15 protein-coding genes are annotated in these 20648 nt (G+C 45.8%); 14 read left to right on the forward strand and 1 reads right to left on the reverse strand.

Annotated elements, in window-relative coordinates; genetic code table 11:
• Positions 1-8 precede the first annotated feature (8 nt).
• The 5 genes from MKY01_RS10785 (at position 9) to MKY01_RS10805 (ending at position 4959) form a co-directional block, all read left to right on the forward strand.
• Positions 9-2033 carry a Na+/H+ antiporter gene (locus MKY01_RS10785; protein ID WP_036609574.1) on the forward strand — a complete coding sequence of 675 codons (2025 nt, stop codon included), beginning with the start codon at positions 9-11 and terminating at the stop codon, positions 2031-2033.
• Positions 2034-2142: 109 nt separating this feature from the next.
• Positions 2143-3081, forward strand: coding sequence for an aldo/keto reductase (locus MKY01_RS10790; protein ID WP_315371293.1), 939 nt, complete (start codon positions 2143-2145; stop codon positions 3079-3081).
• Positions 3082-3147: 66 nt separating this feature from the next.
• On the forward strand, positions 3148-3936 hold the full coding sequence (locus MKY01_RS10795) for a polysaccharide deacetylase family protein (protein WP_127543895.1): 789 nt from the start codon (positions 3148-3150) through the stop codon (positions 3934-3936).
• Positions 3937-4150: 214 nt separating this feature from the next.
• Positions 4151-4357 carry a YwbE family protein gene (locus MKY01_RS10800; protein ID WP_026081155.1) on the forward strand — a complete coding sequence of 69 codons (207 nt, stop codon included), beginning with the start codon at positions 4151-4153 and terminating at the stop codon, positions 4355-4357.
• Positions 4358-4377: 20 nt separating this feature from the next.
• On the forward strand, positions 4378-4959 hold the full coding sequence (locus MKY01_RS10805) for a DUF4269 domain-containing protein (protein ID WP_127543893.1): 582 nt from the start codon (positions 4378-4380) through the stop codon (positions 4957-4959).
• A 184-nt stretch (positions 4960-5143) separates the two neighbouring features.
• Here the strand turns inward: MKY01_RS10805 and MKY01_RS10810 are convergent, their stop codons facing one another.
• Positions 5144-6586, reverse strand: a complete 1443-nt coding sequence (locus MKY01_RS10810; RefSeq protein ID WP_127543891.1) for a hypothetical protein — start codon at positions 6584-6586, stop codon at positions 5144-5146.
• Between the two features lie 398 nt (positions 6587-6984).
• Here MKY01_RS10810 and MKY01_RS10815 point away from each other — a divergent pair, with 398 nt between their 5' ends.
• The 9 genes from MKY01_RS10815 to MKY01_RS10855 all read left to right on the forward strand — a co-directional run bounded on the left by MKY01_RS10815 (position 6985) and on the right by MKY01_RS10855 (position 20580).
• A complete protein-coding gene (locus MKY01_RS10815; protein ID WP_076249870.1) occupies positions 6985-8784 on the forward strand; it encodes a sensor histidine kinase in 1800 nt (599 codons plus the stop codon).
• The gene (locus MKY01_RS10820; protein WP_036670212.1) at positions 8759-10372 is read left to right on the forward strand and encodes a helix-turn-helix domain-containing protein; all 1614 of its coding nucleotides are present in this window, start codon (positions 8759-8761) and stop codon (positions 10370-10372) included. Before MKY01_RS10815 ends, MKY01_RS10820 begins: the two co-directional genes overlap by 26 nt.
• A 180-nt stretch (positions 10373-10552) precedes the next feature.
• The gene (locus tag MKY01_RS10825; protein ID WP_036670214.1) at positions 10553-11539 is read left to right on the forward strand and encodes an ABC transporter permease subunit; all 987 of its coding nucleotides are present in this window, start codon (positions 10553-10555) and stop codon (positions 11537-11539) included.
• A gap of 17 nt (positions 11540-11556) precedes the next feature.
• Positions 11557-12465 carry a carbohydrate ABC transporter permease gene (locus tag MKY01_RS10830; protein ID WP_017689303.1) on the forward strand — a complete coding sequence of 303 codons (909 nt, stop codon included), beginning with the start codon at positions 11557-11559 and terminating at the stop codon, positions 12463-12465.
• A 133-nt stretch (positions 12466-12598) separates the two neighbouring features.
• Positions 12599-14128: an ABC transporter substrate-binding protein gene (locus MKY01_RS10835; RefSeq protein WP_127543880.1), complete on the forward strand. Its 1530-nt coding sequence runs from the start codon at positions 12599-12601 to the stop codon at positions 14126-14128.
• 183 nt (positions 14129-14311) lie between these two features.
• Positions 14312-15010 (forward strand): hypothetical protein, encoded by a 699-nt coding sequence (locus tag MKY01_RS10840; protein WP_127543878.1) that lies wholly within the window; start codon positions 14312-14314, stop codon positions 15008-15010.
• Between the two features lie 298 nt (positions 15011-15308).
• A complete protein-coding gene (locus MKY01_RS10845; protein WP_127543876.1) occupies positions 15309-17063 on the forward strand; it encodes a sensor histidine kinase in 1755 nt (584 codons plus the stop codon).
• A 73-nt stretch (positions 17064-17136) separates the two neighbouring features.
• A complete protein-coding gene (locus MKY01_RS10850; RefSeq protein ID WP_127543874.1) occupies positions 17137-18765 on the forward strand; it encodes a response regulator in 1629 nt (542 codons plus the stop codon).
• A 123-nt stretch (positions 18766-18888) separates the two neighbouring features.
• Positions 18889-20580: an extracellular solute-binding protein gene (locus MKY01_RS10855; protein ID WP_127543872.1), complete on the forward strand. Its 1692-nt coding sequence runs from the start codon at positions 18889-18891 to the stop codon at positions 20578-20580.
• Positions 20581-20648 lie beyond the last annotated feature (68 nt).

A 20648-nucleotide genomic window follows, 5' to 3' on the forward strand; every position in this document is an offset into this window, starting at 1 on the left:
TTGTCATCATGGAAATATTTATTGCCGTACTTGTGTTACTGGTACTGATTGGTTTATCCAATATCTTAAACCGGTTTGTACCCTTTATTCCCATTCCGCTCATTCAAATCGTGCTTGGTGTAGCTATAGCTTTGCTTCCCGCAGGTGTTCACCTGCCGTTGAATCCGGAATTGTTCTTTGTACTGTTCATCGCTCCTTTGTTATACAACGATGGTAAGCGAACGCCAAGGAATGAATTATGGAATCTGCGTGCACCGATACTTCTGCTTGCACTAGGGCTTGTATTCGTGACGGTGGTCGTGGCGGGATATGCCATTCACTGGCTGATTCCTTCGATTCCGTTACCTGCTGCTTTTGCTCTTGCAGCCATACTGTCCCCGACAGATGCTGTGGCCGTTGGCGCCATGGCGGGCCGGGTACATTTGCCCAAAGGCATACATAGGCTTCTTGAAGGTGAAGCATTAATGAATGATGCATCTGGCCTCGTGGCCTTCAAATTCGCAATTGCAGCCACAGTTACAGGTGTATTTTCCCTGGCGAATGCAACCTTCAGTTTTATTCTGATTGCGATTGGCGGACTTCTTGTCGGGGCATTGTTATCTTTTCTGTTAATCAGGCTAGGGGTATGGATCCGTAGATTGGGCATGGAAGATGTGACCATTCACATGTTGCTGCAAATCCTGACGCCATTTATCATCTATCTGGTGAGTGAAGAAATTGGGGTATCAGGTATTCTTGCGGTAGTGGCAGGCGGTATTATCCACGCCATTGAGCGTGACCGCGCTGAATCGGTTCAGTTAAAAATGCAGGTGGTATCTGCGAGCACATGGTCAGTCATTTTATTTATATTAAATGGTCTGGTGTTTGTTATTTTGGGTGTACAGGTACCGGATGTGTTGAGTACCATCTTTGAAAATGTTTCGTTTAATAATCTGCAGGTGTTGGGATATGTGGGCTTGATCTCGGTGCTACTGCTGGTTCTGCGTTTTCTCTGGATCTATCTGTTCTGGCAAGGGAATGAATTGTTGCGTACCAAATCCTCTATTGGCAGGCCCAGATTCAAGGATATTACGATTATTTCCCTCTCTGGAGTGCGGGGGGCTGTAACATTGGCGGGTGCGTTCTCCATTCCTTATGTGCTTCAGGATGGATCACCTTTCCCTGAACGGGATCTGATTATTTTCCTCGCGGCAGGAGTTATCCTCTTCTCCCTGATTGCGGCGAGCGTGTTTCTTCCAGTTCTGGCCAAGGACGATGGGAAATCTACAGAAGAAACACCGCAGAAGTCAGAACGAAAAGCACATGACATTATGCTGAATGCGGCAATACGAGCTGTCAAATCCGAAATGAACGATGAGAACAAAGCTGCGGCACTCGCGGTTGTCTCCGACTTGTCCAAGTACATCAGACAGGCCGCAGGTCAGCTTACCGCCGATAAACGCAAAGATATTCAGAAACAAGAAACGGCTATTAACCTGATTGCCACCCGGGCGGAGCGTAAAGAAGTTGAAGTAATGTTAGACGAAAATGCAATTGCTTCTGATGCGGCCTTCAAATGTGACAGCTGGCTGGATCGCAAGGAAATGATGCTGGCGAATCGTGCAAACACTCAGTTCATGACTTCGATCAGCGAGATCGGTCGTGTGTTAGGACATCTCTTCACCAACCGGTCCCAGAAGCCGAATCAACCATTTATGCTTGAAAATGCAGAACTGTTCCGTCAGGTGAAGCTGCGCACCTCTGAAGCGGCAATTAAGGCTATTCGTGCCCATATGAACGATGGGAATCGAGTAGTCGCACTGTCGGTCATTGCCAAGTATGAGCGTGTAATTGCCAAATTGCGCACCTGGAACCAGGGTAAAACGGAAGATCCATTTAATCAGGAGAAATTGGAGTTGCAGATGGTGGCGATTCAGGAACAGCGTAATACAGTGCAACAACTGTATGAAAACGGCGAAATCACCCGTGATGTGGCTGCAAAACTGCGCCGGTTTATTAACGACGTGGAAGCAACTGCGCTGAAAAACACCTAATCCGATAAATCCGATATTTTAAATATGCTAAATGGTTTGATATAATATGGGACAAGAAAGACGTTACAACTAAATTGTACTTATTCGATCAGTGAAGGAGAGATGAGACATGGCAGAACAACAAATTCGGTTGGGCAAGACGGATCTGATCGTGAATCCCATTGGACTGGGTGCGAATGCAGTAGGCGGACATAATATCTATCCGGACATGCTGAATGATGAGACGGGTAAGGAAGTGGTTCGTACAGCTTTGAAACAAGGTATTAACTTTCTGGATACGGCATACATCTATGGACCGGAGCATTCCGAACGACTGATTGGTGAAGTACTGAAGGAAACTGGTCAGCGGCAGAATACCATCATTGCAACCAAGGCAGCTCATAAATTTGTGGATGGCAAGATTGTCATAGATAACTCACCTGCTTTTCTGAAAACAGCCGTGGATGAGGCGTTGAAACGTCTGCAAACCGATTACATTGATCTGTTCTACATCCACTTTCCGGATGAACATACGCCTAAGGATGAAGCGGTAGATACGTTAAAACAATTAAAAGATGCTGGCAAAATTCGTGCCATTGGCGTATCTAATTTCTCCATTGATCAGTTGCGTGAAGCCAACAAGGACGGGCATGTAGACGTACTGCAATCTGAATATAATCTGTTCAAAAGAGATGCGGAGAAAGAGCTGTTGCCGTATACGGCTGAGCATAACATTTCTTTTGTTCCTTACTTCCCTCTGGCAGCGGGACTGCTGGGCGGGAAATATAATCGTGATACAACCTTTCAGGATGGACGGGCAAAGAACCCGCTGTTTACAGGTGAAGCTTTCATTGAAAATCTCGATAAAGTTGAGCAACTGCGCAGCATAGCACAGTCCAAGGATGTTGAGGTCGCTCATCTGGTTCTGGCCTGGTACCTGACTCAGCCTTCTATTGATGCATTGATTCCGGGTGCCAAGCGACCAGAGCAGGTCATTAACAATCTGCAAACATTAAATGTGGAATTAACTGCTGAGGAAATTGCAGTCGTGGATCAGATCTTTCGTTAATGAGTTCGGGTGAATCGGGAAATGCTAACAGGGAGTTTACGTATGAAGACAAAGTGAGGACACCACATGAACCTGAAGGCAGCCCGAGTCATCGGAATGTTCACGCTAATTATTTTGCTGGGTAGCAGTTCTGCCTATGCAAAGCCTGTACAGAAGAACCGTCAGTATTATGAGGAACGAGGAGAGATTGTGTGGGAAGTTCCCACACAGGATAAACTCATCGCCCTTACCTTTGATGATGGACCAGATCCGATTCAGACTCCGCAGATCCTGGCTTTGTTACAGCAGTATCATGCTAAAGGAACTTTTTTTGTACTTGGCAAATGGGCAGATAAATTTCCTAAACTGATTAAGCAGGAACAGCTCGAAGGGCATGAAATCGCCAACCATACGTATGCGCACACGTATGCAGTTCGATCAACTAGTGCGGACAAGTACATGAAGGATATGAACGAAGCGGAAAGTTCCATCATTAAAGCTGGCGCGGAGCGTCCCCTGTTGTTCAGACCACCGGGCGGCTATTACAATGACATGGTCATCCAGGCTGCCAAACAAAAAGGGTATACCATTGTACTCTGGTCTTGGCATCAGGATACACGGGACTGGGCTTCTCCAGGTGTATCGGCTATCGTTAACAAAGTGTTGAAGAACGCACGTAATGGGGATATTGTACTTTTTCACGATAAGGTGGAAGGCAAGTCGCATACGGTAGCAGCACTCAAAACGATCCTGCCGAAACTGCAGCAGCAGGGGTACCAATTCGTTACGGTGTCTGAGCTACTTGCTGTAAAGGCACGCGAAGCCGCGAAGGATGGAACTTCGCCCTCGTCTATTTTGAAGCATGTGCAGCCCTGAACATGGTAATCCAATTAGAAACCGTAGGTCTCAGTTGAAGAGACCTGCGGTTTCTTTATCTTGGTCTTCATATCAACCATGGAATCAGGCGTAGGAGGTTATTGCCGTGTCCCTTTTGTTTTGAAACCAAAACGTCTACAATAGATGGAGCTTTGTGTTTAAGGGTTATATAGTATACAAGATATGAATTACGACATAGAGGAGAGTGAACATAATGAATGGACAACAACGTGTAAATATTAAGCCAGGTCTGGAAGTGGACATTGTGCTGAAGCAGGATCAAGCTACAGGTAAGCTGACACGGGGCATTGTTAAGGATCTGTTAACCAAATCACCTACGCATCCACACGGAATCAAAGTACGACTGACGAGTGGTCAAGTGGGACGTGTGAAACAGGTCATTACAGGAGGCTCGAACTAACTGTGGTCCAAGGCGGGAAGATGAGTACTACCGCAGAAGTAATGGCACATCTGGCTTCGGGCAATGCACGTCAGCAGGACGCCTATCATGTGTTACAGAGCAGTGGATTACTTGATATATTAGCTGACTATCACCCGTATCCAGCAGGAACGGTGCCAATTGATATTGATATACCTGGCAGTGATCTGGATCTGCTGTGTTATGCAGAGGATCTGGACTTGTTTGAAGCCGAGATACACAATCGAATTGGAGCCGTTGCTGAGTATGAATGTGTACGTGGTGGGGATCTTCCAGACCAACGTCCTTATGTGACTTGTAATTTGCAAGTGGGACATTGGCCTGTGGAGATTTTTGCCCAATCCGTGCCAGTTTACAGGCAGAATGCATACTTACATATGATCGTAGAGTGGAGATTGTTGCAACTGTGGGGAGACGCGGGACACCGTGAGATCCGCAGACTGAAACAGGCAGGGTGGAAGACGGAGCCTGCATTTGCTTCTGTACTTGGATTACAGGGAGATCCATATGTGGACATGCTGTATCTGGCAGAGATGAAACGTGAAGATCTCTGGAACTGGGCGCGTTCGCGCACGTCTTTTTAAAATGTCTATTTGAGATGAACTAATCATTTACACGATAACGGAGAGGACAGAAAAAACCTGAAAAAGCGAAGCGGTCGCCTTTATTACCGGATTTCCCCTTGAGAAAGGGGATCAAAAAAATCTGGGAATAACAGCGATTGGAAGGTGCTTCTGTCATCGTAGTGTCAGTGTAAATAACCTTTGGTCAGATCAGAAAGATGGCTACAATTGTTGTTACCGTGAGTCCCAGCAGTACAGGCTTCAGGTTGCGTCTTGCCAGTTCAAAAGGATTGACTCCGCAGATTGCAGCAGCAGGAATCAATGCCCATGGAATCAAGGTTCCACCACCTACCCATATAGCTGCAACCTGACCTAATGCTGTCAGTACAGGTGCGGAATCTGCCGAACCTGCAAACATGGACGCAATCGAGCCAACCAGGGATATCCCCGAGAACCCCGAACCATCCATTCCGGTCACTGCTCCGGTTACCGTCATTGTAATGGCGCCCACCGTATCATTTAATGGCACCAGTCCAGCAAGTGCGACCCCGAGATCATTCACAATCCCGTGTGAACCTTCAGGAAGAGGGTTGATGAACAACTCCGTAATCGCAGCATCTCCCAGATAAAAAAATGCGGCTATGGGAATAACCGGTCCAAACACCTTGAAACCAAACTGAAATCCTTCTATTAAATAATTGGTCGTTTCCTCTGGTCCCGCATGTCGGTGTGCGGCAAGGGTAACGGCGATCAGTATAACCACAGCGGTTCCGCCAATCAGAGCTGTTGCGTCGCCGCCTTGCAATTTCAATACAAACATCAGAATCACATCAACTGCGAATAACAGAGGGATAAGCAGAGCGAATGCTTTTTGCAAACGGAGTGACATGGCTTGACGTTCAACAGGCTGATCAGTGGGTAGGGAGGTGGACACAGCCTCTGATGAAGAAGAAGGTTCCGTGCTCACGGTACCTGATGTAACGTTTGGGGAATGAACAGGTGAACCTGATTTCATCTCTTTGCGTAGCATCCAGAAGGCTGTAAGTGTAGATACGGTGCCCATGACAATGACCAAAGGAATGCTGGCCGTCATGACGGAAGTGACTGGTATACCCGCCGCATCAGCTGTAAGTTTGGGAGCCCCCTGAATAATGTAATCTCCCGACAGTGCAATCCCATGTCCAAACAGGTTCATCGCAATAGCAGCTCCAATCGGAGGAAGACCTACACGCACGGCTACAGGAAGCAGTACTGCACCAACGAGTGCTACGGCCGGGGATGGCCAGAAAAATAGTGATACTACCATCATGATCAATCCGATACCCCAATAAGCGACCTGAGGAGAACGGATAAACCTTGTAACGGGTGTTACCATGACCTCATTAATGCCTGTTCTGATCAGAACACGGCTCATTGCCACAATAATCGAGATGATAAAGATCGTACTCAGCAATTCTTTTGTTGCATAGATAAAACTGCTGAAGATCCCAGCAACTGACCCGCTTAAGGTTTCGGTTGCCAGAATTCCAATGGTCATAATACCCGCAACACAGATGATCGTGGTGTCCCTGCGCCGGATCATTACCGCAATAATCAAGACGATAAATGCCAGATAGACATAGTGTAACGCAGTGAGTTGAATATTCATCGAACAGGCCTCCCTACATCCTGGTGACTAACCCGAGGAGTGATATATCGTATGCATGTCAAGATCGGGCGTTCGTGGAGTCCGGGGCTTGCCGCAGCATTTATTTTTAGGGAGAAGCTTCTGAGTAATAATGAAGGATTTTTTTTACAACTGGAGAATTTATTACTACATGAAGCTTGTTACTTTTGAAATTGGAGCGGATGGAAGTCACCAGAATTGATATGTGAAGGTCACGGGACCCCATAGACAATGGCAAGCAGGGGTGATTACAATAAACATGCCATCATAAGGAAGAAAATAGAAAAACTATGTTGAAATAAAGTGTGCGTTCAAAAAGTCTGGTTTTCAGTACAGCGGACTTTTTGAACTACCTCTAAAAGGGCGGGAATCCATAATCCATGAGCTTTATCCGTTCACTTCGTTTTAAATTTATAGTGGGTCTTACATTGATCATGCTGCCATTATTCATGCTGCTTTATTACAACAACGTCTACGCCATGAAAGTTGTACGTGACAAAGTATCCCTCACCAATATGAATCATCTCGCCAAGAGTGTGGAGCAGAATGAACGTGTGTTACAGGAGACGAATCGGTATTTATATAGTCTGGGCGAGCGGGACCCGGATATTATCTCTCTGTTTTTTCTGAAATACGGCAGCGGCGATTATATCATTGCAAAGCAACGGATTATGAACAAATTCATGACAGATATCGGTTTTTATAATCTAATCGATTCTTTTTTTCTATATGATGCCGTGAATGATGATTTGCTGCTCGCGACTTCAGGCAATTATGATGTCAAAAAGTCGGTTGTGCAGGAGAGTATGCCAGTCCAGATGCAGCAATTGGAAGGGGATATCCAGAAGCCGGAATGGAGCATCGTGCGTGGCGGGACGTGGAATGCGCTGGTGAAAACGGTGCGAATCAACCAGCAGTTCTATGCAGGTGCACTTGTTGATATGAATGCACTGAATCATACACAACAATTCACTGAATCCGGAGATCGGGGAGGCGCAGTCATTGTTGGAACAGACGGTGGGGCACTATCGGATTCCACATTGAATACTGCACAGATTCAGCTGGCTGCAGCGCATCTTCCCGGCCTGAAGAATCCGTATCAGGTGATCTCTGAAGTTGTGAACAAGGGAGAAGCACGTCAATATTTGATGTTGGGTACTGCCTCGGCCATGTCCCAGATGAATTATATCGTGTTGCTGCCTGAGGAAGACATGATGCGTAACCTCCCGTTTTTCCAGCAGATCATTCGTCTGCTTCCCATTGGTGCGGCAGTAATTCTGGTTACTGCACTGATCTTTTTGCGGCATCTGTTATTCCGCCCGATGAATGCGTTAATCCGAGGCATGAGAAGGGTCAGCCGTGGAGATCTCGATGTGAAGCTGGACCCGCCATCTTCGTCGGAGCTTGAATTTATGACACGAAGTTTCAATCAAATGACCAGTGAGATCAGGCATCTGAAGATTGATGTGTATGAGGAACAGTTGCGGACGCGGGAGGCAGAGTTCAAACAACTGCAGATGCAGATCAATCCTCACTTTTACCTGAATTCACTCAATATTATTCATAGTCTGGCTTCCTTGCAAAAACATGAGTTGGTGCAGCAGATGGCTGGTCATCTGGCCGATTATTTTCGATTCAGTCTGCGTGCAGGCAAACGTGTTATTCGTTTGGATGAAGAGCTCGAGCACATTCGTCATTACTTAGAAATTCAAAAGCTGAGGTTTCCAAGCAGATTCGATTTTGAACTGGATGTCGAGCCGAATCTGGGACATTATGTGATTCCGCCATTAACCATTCAGCCTTTTGTGGAGAATGCCATTATTCATGGATTTCAGCGCCGGACACAAGCATTTGTCATTCGGATCGTGGCGCGCCTCGGTGAGAAGTCATCCGGTCAGGTCGATGGGACGGTGCTTCAACTGATGATTGTGGACAATGGTGTCGGATTTGAAGAGGAATTGTTGGGGCGTCTGCAACATGGACAATATGCTGAAGACCCGAGTGGACAGCATATCGGTATATGGAACGTGGCTCATCGGCTTTTAGTGAAGTATGGTGATCAAGCCAGTTTGCAGTTTGGCAATGAGGTGGATCATGGCGCCAAAGTCATCATTGATTTACCCGCTCAGACCGAAGAGGAAGAAGGGGGAGCCTATGCGGAACCTGTTGATCGTGGATGATGAAGTGTATGCATTACAAGCAATGGTGGAAGGGGTCGATTGGCAAGCAGCAGGCATTGACCAGGTATACAGTGCTGGTGATGCCGAAGAGGCAAGAAAGATTTTAAAGGCTAATGCTATTGATATCATGATCTGTGATATCGAGATGCCTGGTGAAACAGGGCTTGACCTGCAAAGTTGGGTGTTAAAACATGATCCAGGTATAATGACCATTTTCCTGACAGGGCATGCTTTATTCGATTATGCTCAGACAGCCATTAAGCTAAACAGCTTTGATTATGTGTTGAAGCCGGCTCCAGCGGATCAATTGATTAAGGTAGTAACCCAGGCGGTGGAGAAGATCAAGGATGGGGAGCAGCGTACCCGTACCAACGAAGTTTATGAGACCGTATACAAACGCTGGAAAACCCATAAACCGCTGCTGACGGAACGCTTCTGGAAAGATGCCATCTCTCAGCGTATCACGTTAACCGAACAACGGTTGCAAGAGCTCGCAGAACTGTATGGTGCCGAGATAGATCCGCATGCTCGTGTGTTACCTATTGTGATCTCAGTAGAGGAATGGGTGCGTGATTTTGATTTGCGTGACGAAGAGGTATTGGAATATGCCCTTCGTAATGCAGCCAAAGAGATGCTGCTTGGCGACAAGCCCGGTGAGGTGTTTCAGGATCAAAGTGGATTAAATATTGTGCTTGCTTATGAGCAAGATGGCATCATTCCGAGTGCGAGCGAAGTGGCACAACGTTGTCAGGGATATATTCAGGAATGTGGTACGTATTTCTACTGTCGGTTGTCCTGTTATGTTGGTGCCCCGGTTGCTGTGACTGAGCTGCAAGGCATGTTAAATGAACTGATGGATATGGAGCGGCGCAATATTAAGGAGCTTGAAGAAGTATTTGTCTATGATGAGCGGGGAAGAGATCAGGAAGATCGCTTTTTGCCTATTCCATGGTTTTCGGAATTATCTATTCTTTTTGAGACAGGTAAAGTAGGAGATTTGCGAGAACGTGTGGATGAGATTTTTGAGTTGCTTGCTGCCCAAGAGGGTTTATCTCCTGAAATGCTACATCTCTACTATCATGCCATGCTGCATGTGGTCTATCCGCTGCTTCATCAGAAAAACGTGTCAATACGCAGTCTGTATCCGGGTGAACGGGAGCCGGAAGAGAGTATGGTGACAAGGTCGTTGCCGCAGTTGAAACAGTGGACGTCGGATCTGATTGATCGTGTTATCCCGGTGTTGTACCCGGACGATCATAGCCCCATGACCATTGTGGATCAGTTGTGCGTTTATATTGAAACTCATATTGGTGAAGAACTTATGCGAGAGGAACTTGCAGCTTTTGCCGGATTCAATCCAGCTTATCTATCACGTCTGTTTCGGAAAGAGAAGGGGATGTCCCTATCTGAGTTTATTCTGCAGGGCAGAGTAGCCAAAGCGAAGACATTGTTGTCCCAGTCCACCGTCAAAGTGACGGATATCGCTGGCAAGGTGGGGTACTATAATTACTCGCATTTCACCAAAATGTTCAAAAAGTGCACGGGTATAACGCCACAGGAGTTTCGAAAACAGTCACGTACCGTATAGTTCAGGGCGCAGCATGCTGCGTCTTTTGTTTTTTTTGGATCTAAAGTCATAATTTGATAAGTCAACAGGTCACCACAGCAGATAGAGGTCTTACTCGCCCCGCCGTATACTTGAACCACAGGAGCCGCAACGGAGCTTCATCCTGAGGAAGAATTCAAGAGGAGTGAGGGAGAACAAGTTATGAAGACACAACCCCAGGCGGGTAAGGGAGTACGGATATCGGAAATACCGGGAGAAACAGTCCGAAAGCGCAAGTCTGTGTGGCACAATCTTGGCAAATTCAAGGTGCTGTATCTCATGTTCTTGCCAGGTGTCCTGTTTCTACTGGTGAACAACTATATGCCGATGTTCGGCGTTCTGATCGCATTCAAAAATGTAAACTATGCTGATGGTATTTGGGGTAGCCCATGGAGTGGATGGGACAATTTTAAATATTTGTTCTCAACCAGTGATGCATGGGAAATTACCCGAAATACACTCGCGTATAACACGGTGTTCATTGCACTGAATCTCTTAGTAGGTGTCGGGCTTGCTATTCTGCTCAATGAAGTGAAGAACAAGGCAATGTCCAAGTTATATCAATCACTTATGTTATTACCGTATTTCTTGTCCATGATTGTGGTCAGTTATCTGGTACTGGCTTTCCTGGGCAAGGATTCAGGCTTCATGAACTCAACGGTTCTGCAGATGTTCGGCGGTCAGCCGATCGACTGGTATTCAGAGCCGAAGTATTGGCCGTATATTTTGCCACTGGTGAACACATGGAAAAATATTGGATATTATGCCGTCATTTATCTGGCAGCTGTCGTGGGTATCGATGAAGAATATTATGAAGCAGCTGTGCTCGATGGCGCAACCAAATGGCATCAGATACGCTTCATCACCATTCCGTTTCTCGTCCCATTAATCGTCATTATGACGTTATTGCAAATTGGCCGTATATTCTATGCAGACTTCAGTCTGTTCTATCAGGTTCCATTGGAATCGGGAGCGCTGTTCCCTGTAACGAATGTACTGGATACCTACGTATATCGTACGTTCCTTATCGGTGGAGATATCGGGATGTCATCAGCAGCTGGTCTATACCAAGCAATCGTTGGATTTGTGCTGGTTCTTGTATCCAATACCATCGTAAGGCGAATAGATAAAGATAATGCATTATTTTGAGAGGAGGCAAGTCAGCTGTGAAATCACGTGATCCACTAGCCGTATCGAAGCGTTCCGCATCCGTTATTCATGCGATGTTTCTATTCTATGCCATTGCCTGTATCGTGCCGATCCTGCTTGTCTTCGCCATCTCATTTTCGGACGAGACAACAGTAATTGCCAATGGATATAAGCTTATTCCAGAGAAATTCAGCCTGACGGCTTATGAGTTTCTGTTCAGAGATATGGATCAGATCATTCACTCGTATGGTATATCCTTTATCGTTACCGTTGTAGGTACCATTACAAGTGTTGCGCTGACCGCATTGTATGCGTATCCGCTCTCACGGAGAGATCTGCCTTACCGGGGCTGGTTCGCCTTTTTCATCTTCTTCACAATGTTGTTCAATGGGGGTCTGGTACCTTGGTACCTGGTCTATGTCAACGTATTGGATCTGAAAAACTCCCTACTGGCACTCATTATGCCGCTACTGCTATCCCCATTCTTTGTACTGGTCATGCGTACATTCTTCGCGAACTCCATTCCGGTGTCTATTCTGGAATCGGCTCGGATTGATGGTGCGGGAGAATTGAGAACGTTTGCACGTATCGTGCTTCCGCTCTCACTTCCCGTAATGGCAACCGTCGCGTTGTTCAGTACATTGAATTACTGGAATGACTGGTACCTTAGCATGATTTTTATATCAGATAACCGGACGATCAGCCTTCAGTACCTTATGTACCGGACGCTGCTCGATATTCAATATTTAACAACCAACTCCAACGTCTCTTCACAGATTTCGTCGCAGGGTGGATTGCTGAATCTGCCTAACAAAACTCTGCAAATGGCGATGGCTGTAGTCGGTATTGGTCCAATTGTACTGGCATATCCGTTCTTCCAGCGTTATTTCATCAAAGGTCTTACGGTTGGCGCTGTGAAGGGATAACTCTGAACCGGTTAGCGGAGTGGGCAAGGTAAATGAAGATGGACTGAAAGGGCATATACAGAAGTAGTTATCGGTTTAATTGTGAATTGGGGAATTCGGTTGTATGGTTCAACACATGACAGGAGGGGTTCAATTGGTTAGATCATTAAAGGTATGGTCACGCATGATGGCAACGGTTATGGCGCTGAGCCTGGTGCTGGTTGCTTGCTCATCAGACAAGGGTGGAACAACAACACCTAGCGCAGAAGGCGGAGGAGCAAGTGAAGGTGGGGGCAAACCCTATGAAGTGACACTGTTCTACCCAGGGACACCACAGAAGGATGTCGCTCTGGTGGAAGCCGAGATTAACAAAAAGATGGAACCAAAGATCGGGGCTACACTTAAGATCAATGCAATTGACTGGGGACAGTGGGATAACAAGCTGAATCTCATGATTTCTTCAGGTGAAAAATCAGACATTATATTCACAGCAGCTTGGCAGAACTACACGGTGAATGTAGCTAAAGGCGCATTCTTGCCCTTGAATGATCTGCTTGATGCACATGGTCAGGATATTAAGAAAAACCTGGACCCTGCCTTTCTGGAAGGTTCCCAGGTGGACGGCGTGAATTACGGCGTTCCTACGAATAAGGAACTCGCTGCCACACGTGGTGTGTTGGTACGTAAAGATCTGGCTGACAAGTATAAGCTGGACCTGACAGCTGTAAAAACTTGGGCTGATCTGGAACCCCTGCTCAAAACAATCAAGGAAAACGAGCCAGCCATTACACCATTCTATATGTCCAATACCAACGGTAACGGGCTGTTAGAGAATCTGGATTGGGATTATCTCGGTGATGCTTCCGTACCTGGAGTCATCTCCAAAACAGCAGGCGGAACAACGGTGCTGAATGAAGTGGAGACCCCAGAATTCAAAGAAGCGGCTGAACTCGCTCGCAAGTGGTATCAAGCGGGATATATCAACAGTGATGCTGCTACTTCTAATGTGTTCCCGAAAGACCAGGCGAAGGCTGGCAAAGCGTTTCTCTGGACAGATGGCATGAAGCCAGGCAAGGATAAAGAAGAAGAAGGGTATGTGGGTTTCCCACTCACTCAGATTGAGATGACACAGCCAACAATCACGACGGGTGATGCGTCTGGAGCGATGCTTGCAATCTCCCGTTCTTCCGAGCAACCGGAGAAAGCGATGCAGGTCATTAACCTGCTGCATTCCGACAAGGAAATTAACAACTTGTTAAACTTCGGAATTGAAGGTACACATTATGTGAAAAAAGACGGACAGGATAATATCATTGCTCTCCCTGATGGCGTAGATGCCAACAGTCGTACCTACAATCCAGGTGCACAATGGCAACTGGGTAACCAATTCCTGAACTTCCTCTGGGATAATGAAGATCCACAGAAATGGGAGAAGTTCAAAGAGTTTAACGCCAAAGGTGTGAAGTCGCCAGCACTGGGCTTTACGTTCAACAGCCAATCTGTCAAAAATGAAATTGCTGCGGTCAACAACGTGAACAAACAGTTCAAGCCGGGTATGACATCGGGCGCAGTTGATCCAAATGAGATGATTCCGAAATATCTGGAGAAATTGAAAGCAGCGGGAATCGATAAAATTATTGCAGCCAAACAGGAACAACTTGATGCATTCTTGGCTAAGCAATAAATGATCGTCAGCCATGACAGAGAGACCTGTGTTATTACAAGCTCTTGTCAGCGGTGAAAATGGAGGACGTTTTTCGGTGAACAACCGAAGACGTTCTTTTTATTGTTGTTTTTTTGATTTGGATTGTTAATCATAAATAGGAAAAATATGATATAATAAGGTGGTTGATTAGGGGGTGTTCGTGTGTCGAGAACCAGACTTGTGTTCTCAGGGGCTTTATTGCTATTTGCTATCATCTTTACATTTAACCATCATCTTGGTTTTTCTGTTGGAGATACCATGCTGTCAGCAATAGGTATATCACCGTATACTACATCTTACTTGAGTGGAGTTCATATCACACTTTTCCTCGGATTGGGGATATTTGCGTGTGGATTCTACCTTACTCGCAAAGAGATTGGGAAATCATTCCCCGGTCTTGCAAAAGGGTTATGGATCGTAGTTATCGCTATCGTTCTCAGTTATTCGTACATGACGGATAAATTCATGTATGTAGCCAAGTGGGGAGCTTCAGGCATTAATGCGGTATCCTATGTACAGAATGCAAGCTCTTGTACCTTTAATGTGCTGAAAACGGGTGAGACCCGAGCAACCTGTGACCTGACACTCAAAAATTACGGCAGAGATTCCGTATCCGCCGTGTTATTGCCTGATCTCGCACGGAGTTATAAGTTTAAGGACGATCCACTATTGGAAGCCTTGCAGTCTGTCCAATTAAGGCCCGTACATGTTGAGATTGAACGCCATGGAACGTTTACAGGTAAGTTGGAGTTTTACGGGAAAGCGGAATCCCCTCTGTTCGTCAATGGGAAACTTAAGGATATTGTGCTGGATGTAGGCGTGGATGGAGCGAATACGGTATTTGATTATGATATTCCATAGTTGATATTTTTATAGAAAAAAGAATAATTACATAAACAGAAGTGAAATAAGGTTTGAGTTGAATAGAACGATTAAAGATATATACTGAAATTAGATAGAGAGCTGGCTAATCGCTGGCTCTTTTTGTGCGTGGAAGTTGCATTTAGTGCAGAAATATTGGTTTTATCTCCTTCCCCCTTGAATTGGTAACGCTTACGCTAGATAATGAATCGGTTTGTCTCAAAAAAATAGTTTGTCTTTAGCGCTTACATCATTACAATTAATGTCACGACAAATTAAGACAAGGTGAGATGAAAAAATGTCATATCGGACAAACCTGTTTTCCAAAATGGTCATTCTTATTCTGATTATGCTGATTCCTGTAGTGCTTTTGTACTGGTACTCCAATCACAAAACAACAGCTGTTCTCAGAGATGAGTTGAATCGATCGAATAGTAACCAGCTTGAATTTTTCCAAAATCAAGTGAACACACACATCGAACTGTTATCCTCATGGCCTAATCTGCTCATACATGATCCTGATATTGGCAGCTTCCGGCGAATCTATGCGGACAGTAACTACTTTGATCTGGATGCGATCAACCTGGTCAAACGTATTCAGAATAAGCTGAGTATTCAGGAAAGCTCATCCAATTGGGCCACGAAATTATATCTGTATTCTCCTTCGCTGGGCAGGGTGGTTTCCGAAAGGGACGCACGTTCTTACGATAAAGAAGCGCTAAGGGAAAATATCATTTCCGGCTGGGATGTACGCAAAATTCAGGATGGGGAAGATGATCGGTTCATGTTTAGCTGGATTACGGTATCTCCATACGGTATTAAAGACCCGGCTAATAATGCGGAAACGATTATTAAACTGGAGTTTGATAGTGATAACATTCGGGATATGCTGGACAAATTCAAGGACGATGGCAGGCATGACCCCTTCTATTTCCGTGAAGAAACGGGGGTTATCTATAACCGGACTTCAGATCGTTCATTAACGAATCAGTTGATGGAAGAACTGTCCATCCATAAACTTCAGGACGTTGATAATCGTACAGTAGTGATCGGGAACGAGCCTTACATGGTCAACACGGTGAAATCCAGTACAACAGGCTGGTATTTGGTGGACTATATGCCGCTATCAGATATTCTGAAGCCCATTCATCAATCCAATATGCTGTTCTATTCTTCCATGATTTGTTTGTTGTTAATGAGTTTTGGTGTGGCGTATTTGTTCTATGTTCAGGTGCAGGTACCAGTGAAACAACTCATTCGCGGATTCCAGCGGTTGAAGCAGGAGGATTATTCCGTGAGGATTAAGCCAAAGGGCCGCAATGAATTCAGTTTCCTGTCCGAACGTTTCAACTTGATGGTGGAGCAGATCCAGCAGTTATTTGAACACGTTTACCTGGAACAGATTCATGTACGTGAAGCTCGGTTGAAGCAGCTGCAATCGCAGATTAACCCGCACTTTTTCTATAATTGTTTCTCCTTCATTACAAGTATGGCGAAACTCAAGCGTATGGACGCTGTTGTAGCGATGTCACATAATCTATCGCGATATTATCGGTATACGACAAGACAGGAGCGGGACGTGGTACCGTTGACAGAAGAAATTGAATTTGTCAGCTGTTATCTGGAGATCCAACGGATGCGTATGGACCGCATTCATTACAAGATTGATCTGTCTGATGAGATGTTAAGACAGGAGGTACCGCCACTCATCGTGCAACCACTAGTGGAGAATGCGGTGATTCACGGTATCGAAGCGGACGCGGAGGCAGGAGAAATAAGAGTATCCGGGGAAAAACAGGGCAGTGTCATGGTTCTTGTGGTTGAAGATGATGGGCAAGGCATGACGCAGGAGGCACGTGAGGCGCTTCTGAATAAGCTCAGGGGAACGATGGATCAGGAGATGGGCTGTGGCCTGTGGAATGTGAATCAGAGACTCCAGCTTCGATATGGGGAGCAGGCAGGACTGGATGTAACGGAATCGGAACTTGGTGGATTACGCGTTACGCTGTCATGGCCTGCCGAACAGGAGTTTCTTCTGGAGAATGAAGGATAAGCACTTGGGATGTGTAGCGCAAGATGAACGATGGAATCCATTTGCAGAATGAACGAAATAGGGAGTGAATCACTTGATTGATATATTACTGGTAGATGATGAGACATACGTAACAGAAAGTCTGGAACTTACGATCCCCTGGGGAGAGCTTGGAGTAACGACCGTGCTGCGTGCCGCATCTGGTAAGGAAGCGTTGGAGATTATGGAGGAAAATGCAGTAGACATCGTAGTTACCGATATTCGCATGCCTGGCATGTCAGGACTGGATCTCATTGCAGAGGTAAGCAAGCGCTGGTCTCATATCCGCTGTATTTTACTAACGGGTCACAGTGATTTTGATTATGCTAAAAAAGCCATTCAATTGCAGGCAACGGATTATATCCTGAAGCCCGTAAACGATGATGAGTTTATGGGATCGGTGTCAGCAGCTATCACGTCTCTTCGCGATGAGTGGGATGAATTCGATAAATATCACCGGCTTTTATACAGTCGGAAGTCTGACTATAAGATTTTACGGGAAAATCTTATGCATGATCTGTTGCTGGGGCGTGAGATCACGGCGCGGGCACTTCGGGAACAACTGCAACAATATGAGATTCATATCGATCCGGAACAATCGGCTGTAATGATGCTGATTCGCCTTACAGGACGCTTCTCATCGATGGACCAGCAGTCTCTGGATCTGATGGATTTTGCGGTAGGTAATATTGCAGAGGAAGTACTTGGAGAGCAATTTAACGTGTGGTTTGGTCGGGGACCCCATGAGTGTCTGGTTATGTTCTTGCAGAATCAAGATCAGATCGAAGCTCCGCAGATGGACTTGGAGACGTTGAGAATCTCAGCTGAAACTTTCCGTGAGCATGTCATTCGATATTTACAGGGAGATCTGTCCATGGTAGTTACACCGTCATTTCCCTTTAATGAGTTAACAGCAGCTTATCGGAAAAGTCTGGGTTCGCTTGTCCTTTCAGGACCAGAAGAACACAAGATTATATATATGGACATGGATCAGGCACTCAGCAAAAGACCGGAGAATGATGCAACGCAGGCGATCGAAGAGCTGTACAAACCGCCTGTACTTCCGCAATTGCTTGAGACCAAGCAATGGGAAGCGGCAGCCCGTAAGCTGAACACGGTCTTTGACGCGGCAGAACAGGTACGATTGTCCAGAGAACATGTGTATGAGATGTATCTGTCGGTAACTAATGCATTTATGTATATCGCCCATAAACAGGGGCATCTGGTGCATGAGATTGATCATGCGGGATTCGATCTGCTCCTTGCTCATCAGTTGATTCAATCCCCCGAGAAGCTGCGGCGTTGGGCTACCGAGATGCTGGCGAAGCTTCAGGAAGAGTTGTCCGATCAGGAAGGTGTGCAGAGCCGCAGACATGTGATCAAGCAGGTTCAGGAGCTGGTGACAAGAGATACAGGACAGGATCTGTCAGTGAAGATGATTGCGGACAAGGTATATTTACACCCCGTATATCTATCGAAAATTTACAAGGCAGAGACTGGGGAAGGTCTTGGGGACTACATGATTCGTATGCGCATGGAACGTGCTCTATATCTGCTTAAGAATAGCAACAAAAAAATATACGAGATTACGAGTGAACTTGGCTATCAAAATCCGCAATATTTCAGCAAAATGTTCAAAAAACATTATGGTATGACACCAAATGAATTTCGGGATCAGGCATAATTTCAACAACATTCCAGAATATAGGTTGGCAAAGGTGCAGAAATCTTGATTTCGTATCATAGGCTCAAAGGCCTGGTCAGCCTATAATGAAAGGGTAACCAAAATGATTTAAGGGGGAACAACATGAGAGCGCAATCAACGAAAAAGAGATTCTTGACGCTTCTCGCTACAACGCTGAGTCTAACTGTCGTTCTTGCAGGATGTTCAGGAGGCAGTGGGGGCGGAGATAGTGCAACACCAAGTACATCTGGAACCCAAAACGAATACAAAGAAAAGTATGATCCGGCAGTTACCATTACTACAGCATGGGGAATCGATCCTGAGCTGAAATTTAAAAATGGCGAATCCATGGAAAATAACGTGGCAACCAAGTGGGCCAAGGACAAATTCGGAATTGAAATCAAATCCTTGTGGTCCGTGACAGATACGAACAGTGCATTTGCGACCAAGCTTCGTCTCGCTATGTCCTCCGGCCAAGAAATGCCGGATATTGTGACAATAGGGCAGCCGGATAATTTAGTTGCTCAAGATTTAATTGACTCCGGTATGTATCAGGAAGTGGGACCACTGTTCGACAAATACGCTTCCGACACATGGAAAAAAGCAATGGAGCAGGACCCTAATGTATGGAACCCGTACAGTCGTGATGGCAAAAGAATGGGTGTCCCTGTTCTGGACTATGCCTACAACAATGACTACCTTCTCTGGATTCGTCAGGACTGGCTGGACAAGCTGAACATGAAGGCACCAAAAACCATCGACGAACTGGAAGCAGTGATGGAAGCATTCAAAAACAATAACCCGGACGGCTTGGCTCCTGAAAAAGTCACTCCGCTCAGCGTTGGTTTCAAAACATCCATGAATACATGGATGGGAGATGTATCCTGGATCTTTGGTGCATATGGCACCTTACCTCAACAATGGAATCTGGCTGCGGATGGCAAGCTGGAGTATGGTTCTATCAATCCAGGTATGAAGCCAGGTTTGACCAAATTGAGCGAATGGCTCACAAAAGGTTATATCCCGCAGGAAGCAGCGTTGTGGGATGAAAACAAAACGGCAGAGCCAGCAGTTGCAGGCACAGCCGGCATTATCCCGGGTCCATACTGGATGAGTGGATGGCCGCTGAAGGATACGGTAAAAAATGTCCCAGGTGCGGTTTGGAAACCGATTGAAATTCCAACTGGCCCTGAAGGCAAAGCGATGCGTCATGGTACACATTTTGTTAATGGTGTAACATTGATCAAGAAAGATATGAAAAATCCGGAAGCATTCTTTACTTACCAAAACTACCTTTATGATAATTACGCAGATCCGCAACCAGGAAGTGAATATGATAATGGTCTATTTGCAGGCTATGACTATCAATTGGATGGAAATGGTAAACAAATGCCGATTGAAGAAATTGATGGCGGGTATGTAAACGTTGTGCGTTATTTGCTCGTGCGTGATGGTGCTCGTATTCCGGACGCTCAGATGAAAGCTCTGATGAATCTGGTAGATGGCAAAGAGCCTGAAACCAAACTTGAAAAAGATGTTGCCGTGAACTATGGTAAGGAAACCCCTGCTGCTGCGAAAGTATTGCTGAGCCAAGAAGAAATTTCCTTCAAAAACATGTTCACAGGTCCAACAACGCAGACGATGAAATCGAAGCTGGACTATCTGAACAAAATCGAGAATCAAGCATTTAACGAAATTATCTACGGCAAAAATCCAGCGGATGCGTTTGATACTTTTGTACAAACGTGGAAATCCGGTGGCGGTGACCAGATCACTCAAGAGGTCAACGAATGGTATGACGGTGTGAAAAAATAGTTTTTAACTGCGCACAGACGGTACTCGTCTGTGCGCTTTTTTTTGTTTATTCAAGCTGAGGCAAAGTG

This window comes from Paenibacillus sp. FSL R5-0486, assembly GCF_037975155.1.
GTDB classification, from domain to species: Bacteria; Bacillota; Bacilli; order Paenibacillales; family Paenibacillaceae; genus Paenibacillus; species Paenibacillus amylolyticus.

Coding starts and splice junctions, on each gene's coding strand:
- MKY01_RS10815 (WP_076249870.1), top strand. CDS start 6,985: ATGAGCTTTATCCGTTCACTTCGTTTTAAATTTATAGTGGGTCTTACA.
- MKY01_RS10790 (WP_315371293.1), top strand. CDS start 2,143: ATGGCAGAACAACAAATTCGGTTGGGCAAGACGGATCTGATCGTGAAT.
- MKY01_RS10800 (WP_026081155.1), top strand. CDS start 4,151: ATGAATGGACAACAACGTGTAAATATTAAGCCAGGTCTGGAAGTGGAC.
- MKY01_RS10820 (WP_036670212.1), top strand. CDS start 8,759: ATGCGGAACCTGTTGATCGTGGATGATGAAGTGTATGCATTACAAGCA.
- MKY01_RS10855 (WP_127543872.1), top strand. CDS start 18,889: ATGAGAGCGCAATCAACGAAAAAGAGATTCTTGACGCTTCTCGCTACA.
- MKY01_RS10845 (WP_127543876.1), top strand. CDS start 15,309: ATGTCATATCGGACAAACCTGTTTTCCAAAATGGTCATTCTTATTCTG.
- MKY01_RS10805 (WP_127543893.1), top strand. CDS start 4,378: ATGAGTACTACCGCAGAAGTAATGGCACATCTGGCTTCGGGCAATGCA.
- MKY01_RS10810 (WP_127543891.1), bottom strand. CDS start 6,586: ATGAATATTCAACTCACTGCGTTACACTATGTCTATCTGGCATTTATC.
- MKY01_RS10785 (WP_036609574.1), top strand. CDS start 9: ATGGAAATATTTATTGCCGTACTTGTGTTACTGGTACTGATTGGTTTA.
- MKY01_RS10825 (WP_036670214.1), top strand. CDS start 10,553: ATGAAGACACAACCCCAGGCGGGTAAGGGAGTACGGATATCGGAAATA.
- MKY01_RS10795 (WP_127543895.1), top strand. CDS start 3,148: ATGAACCTGAAGGCAGCCCGAGTCATCGGAATGTTCACGCTAATTATT.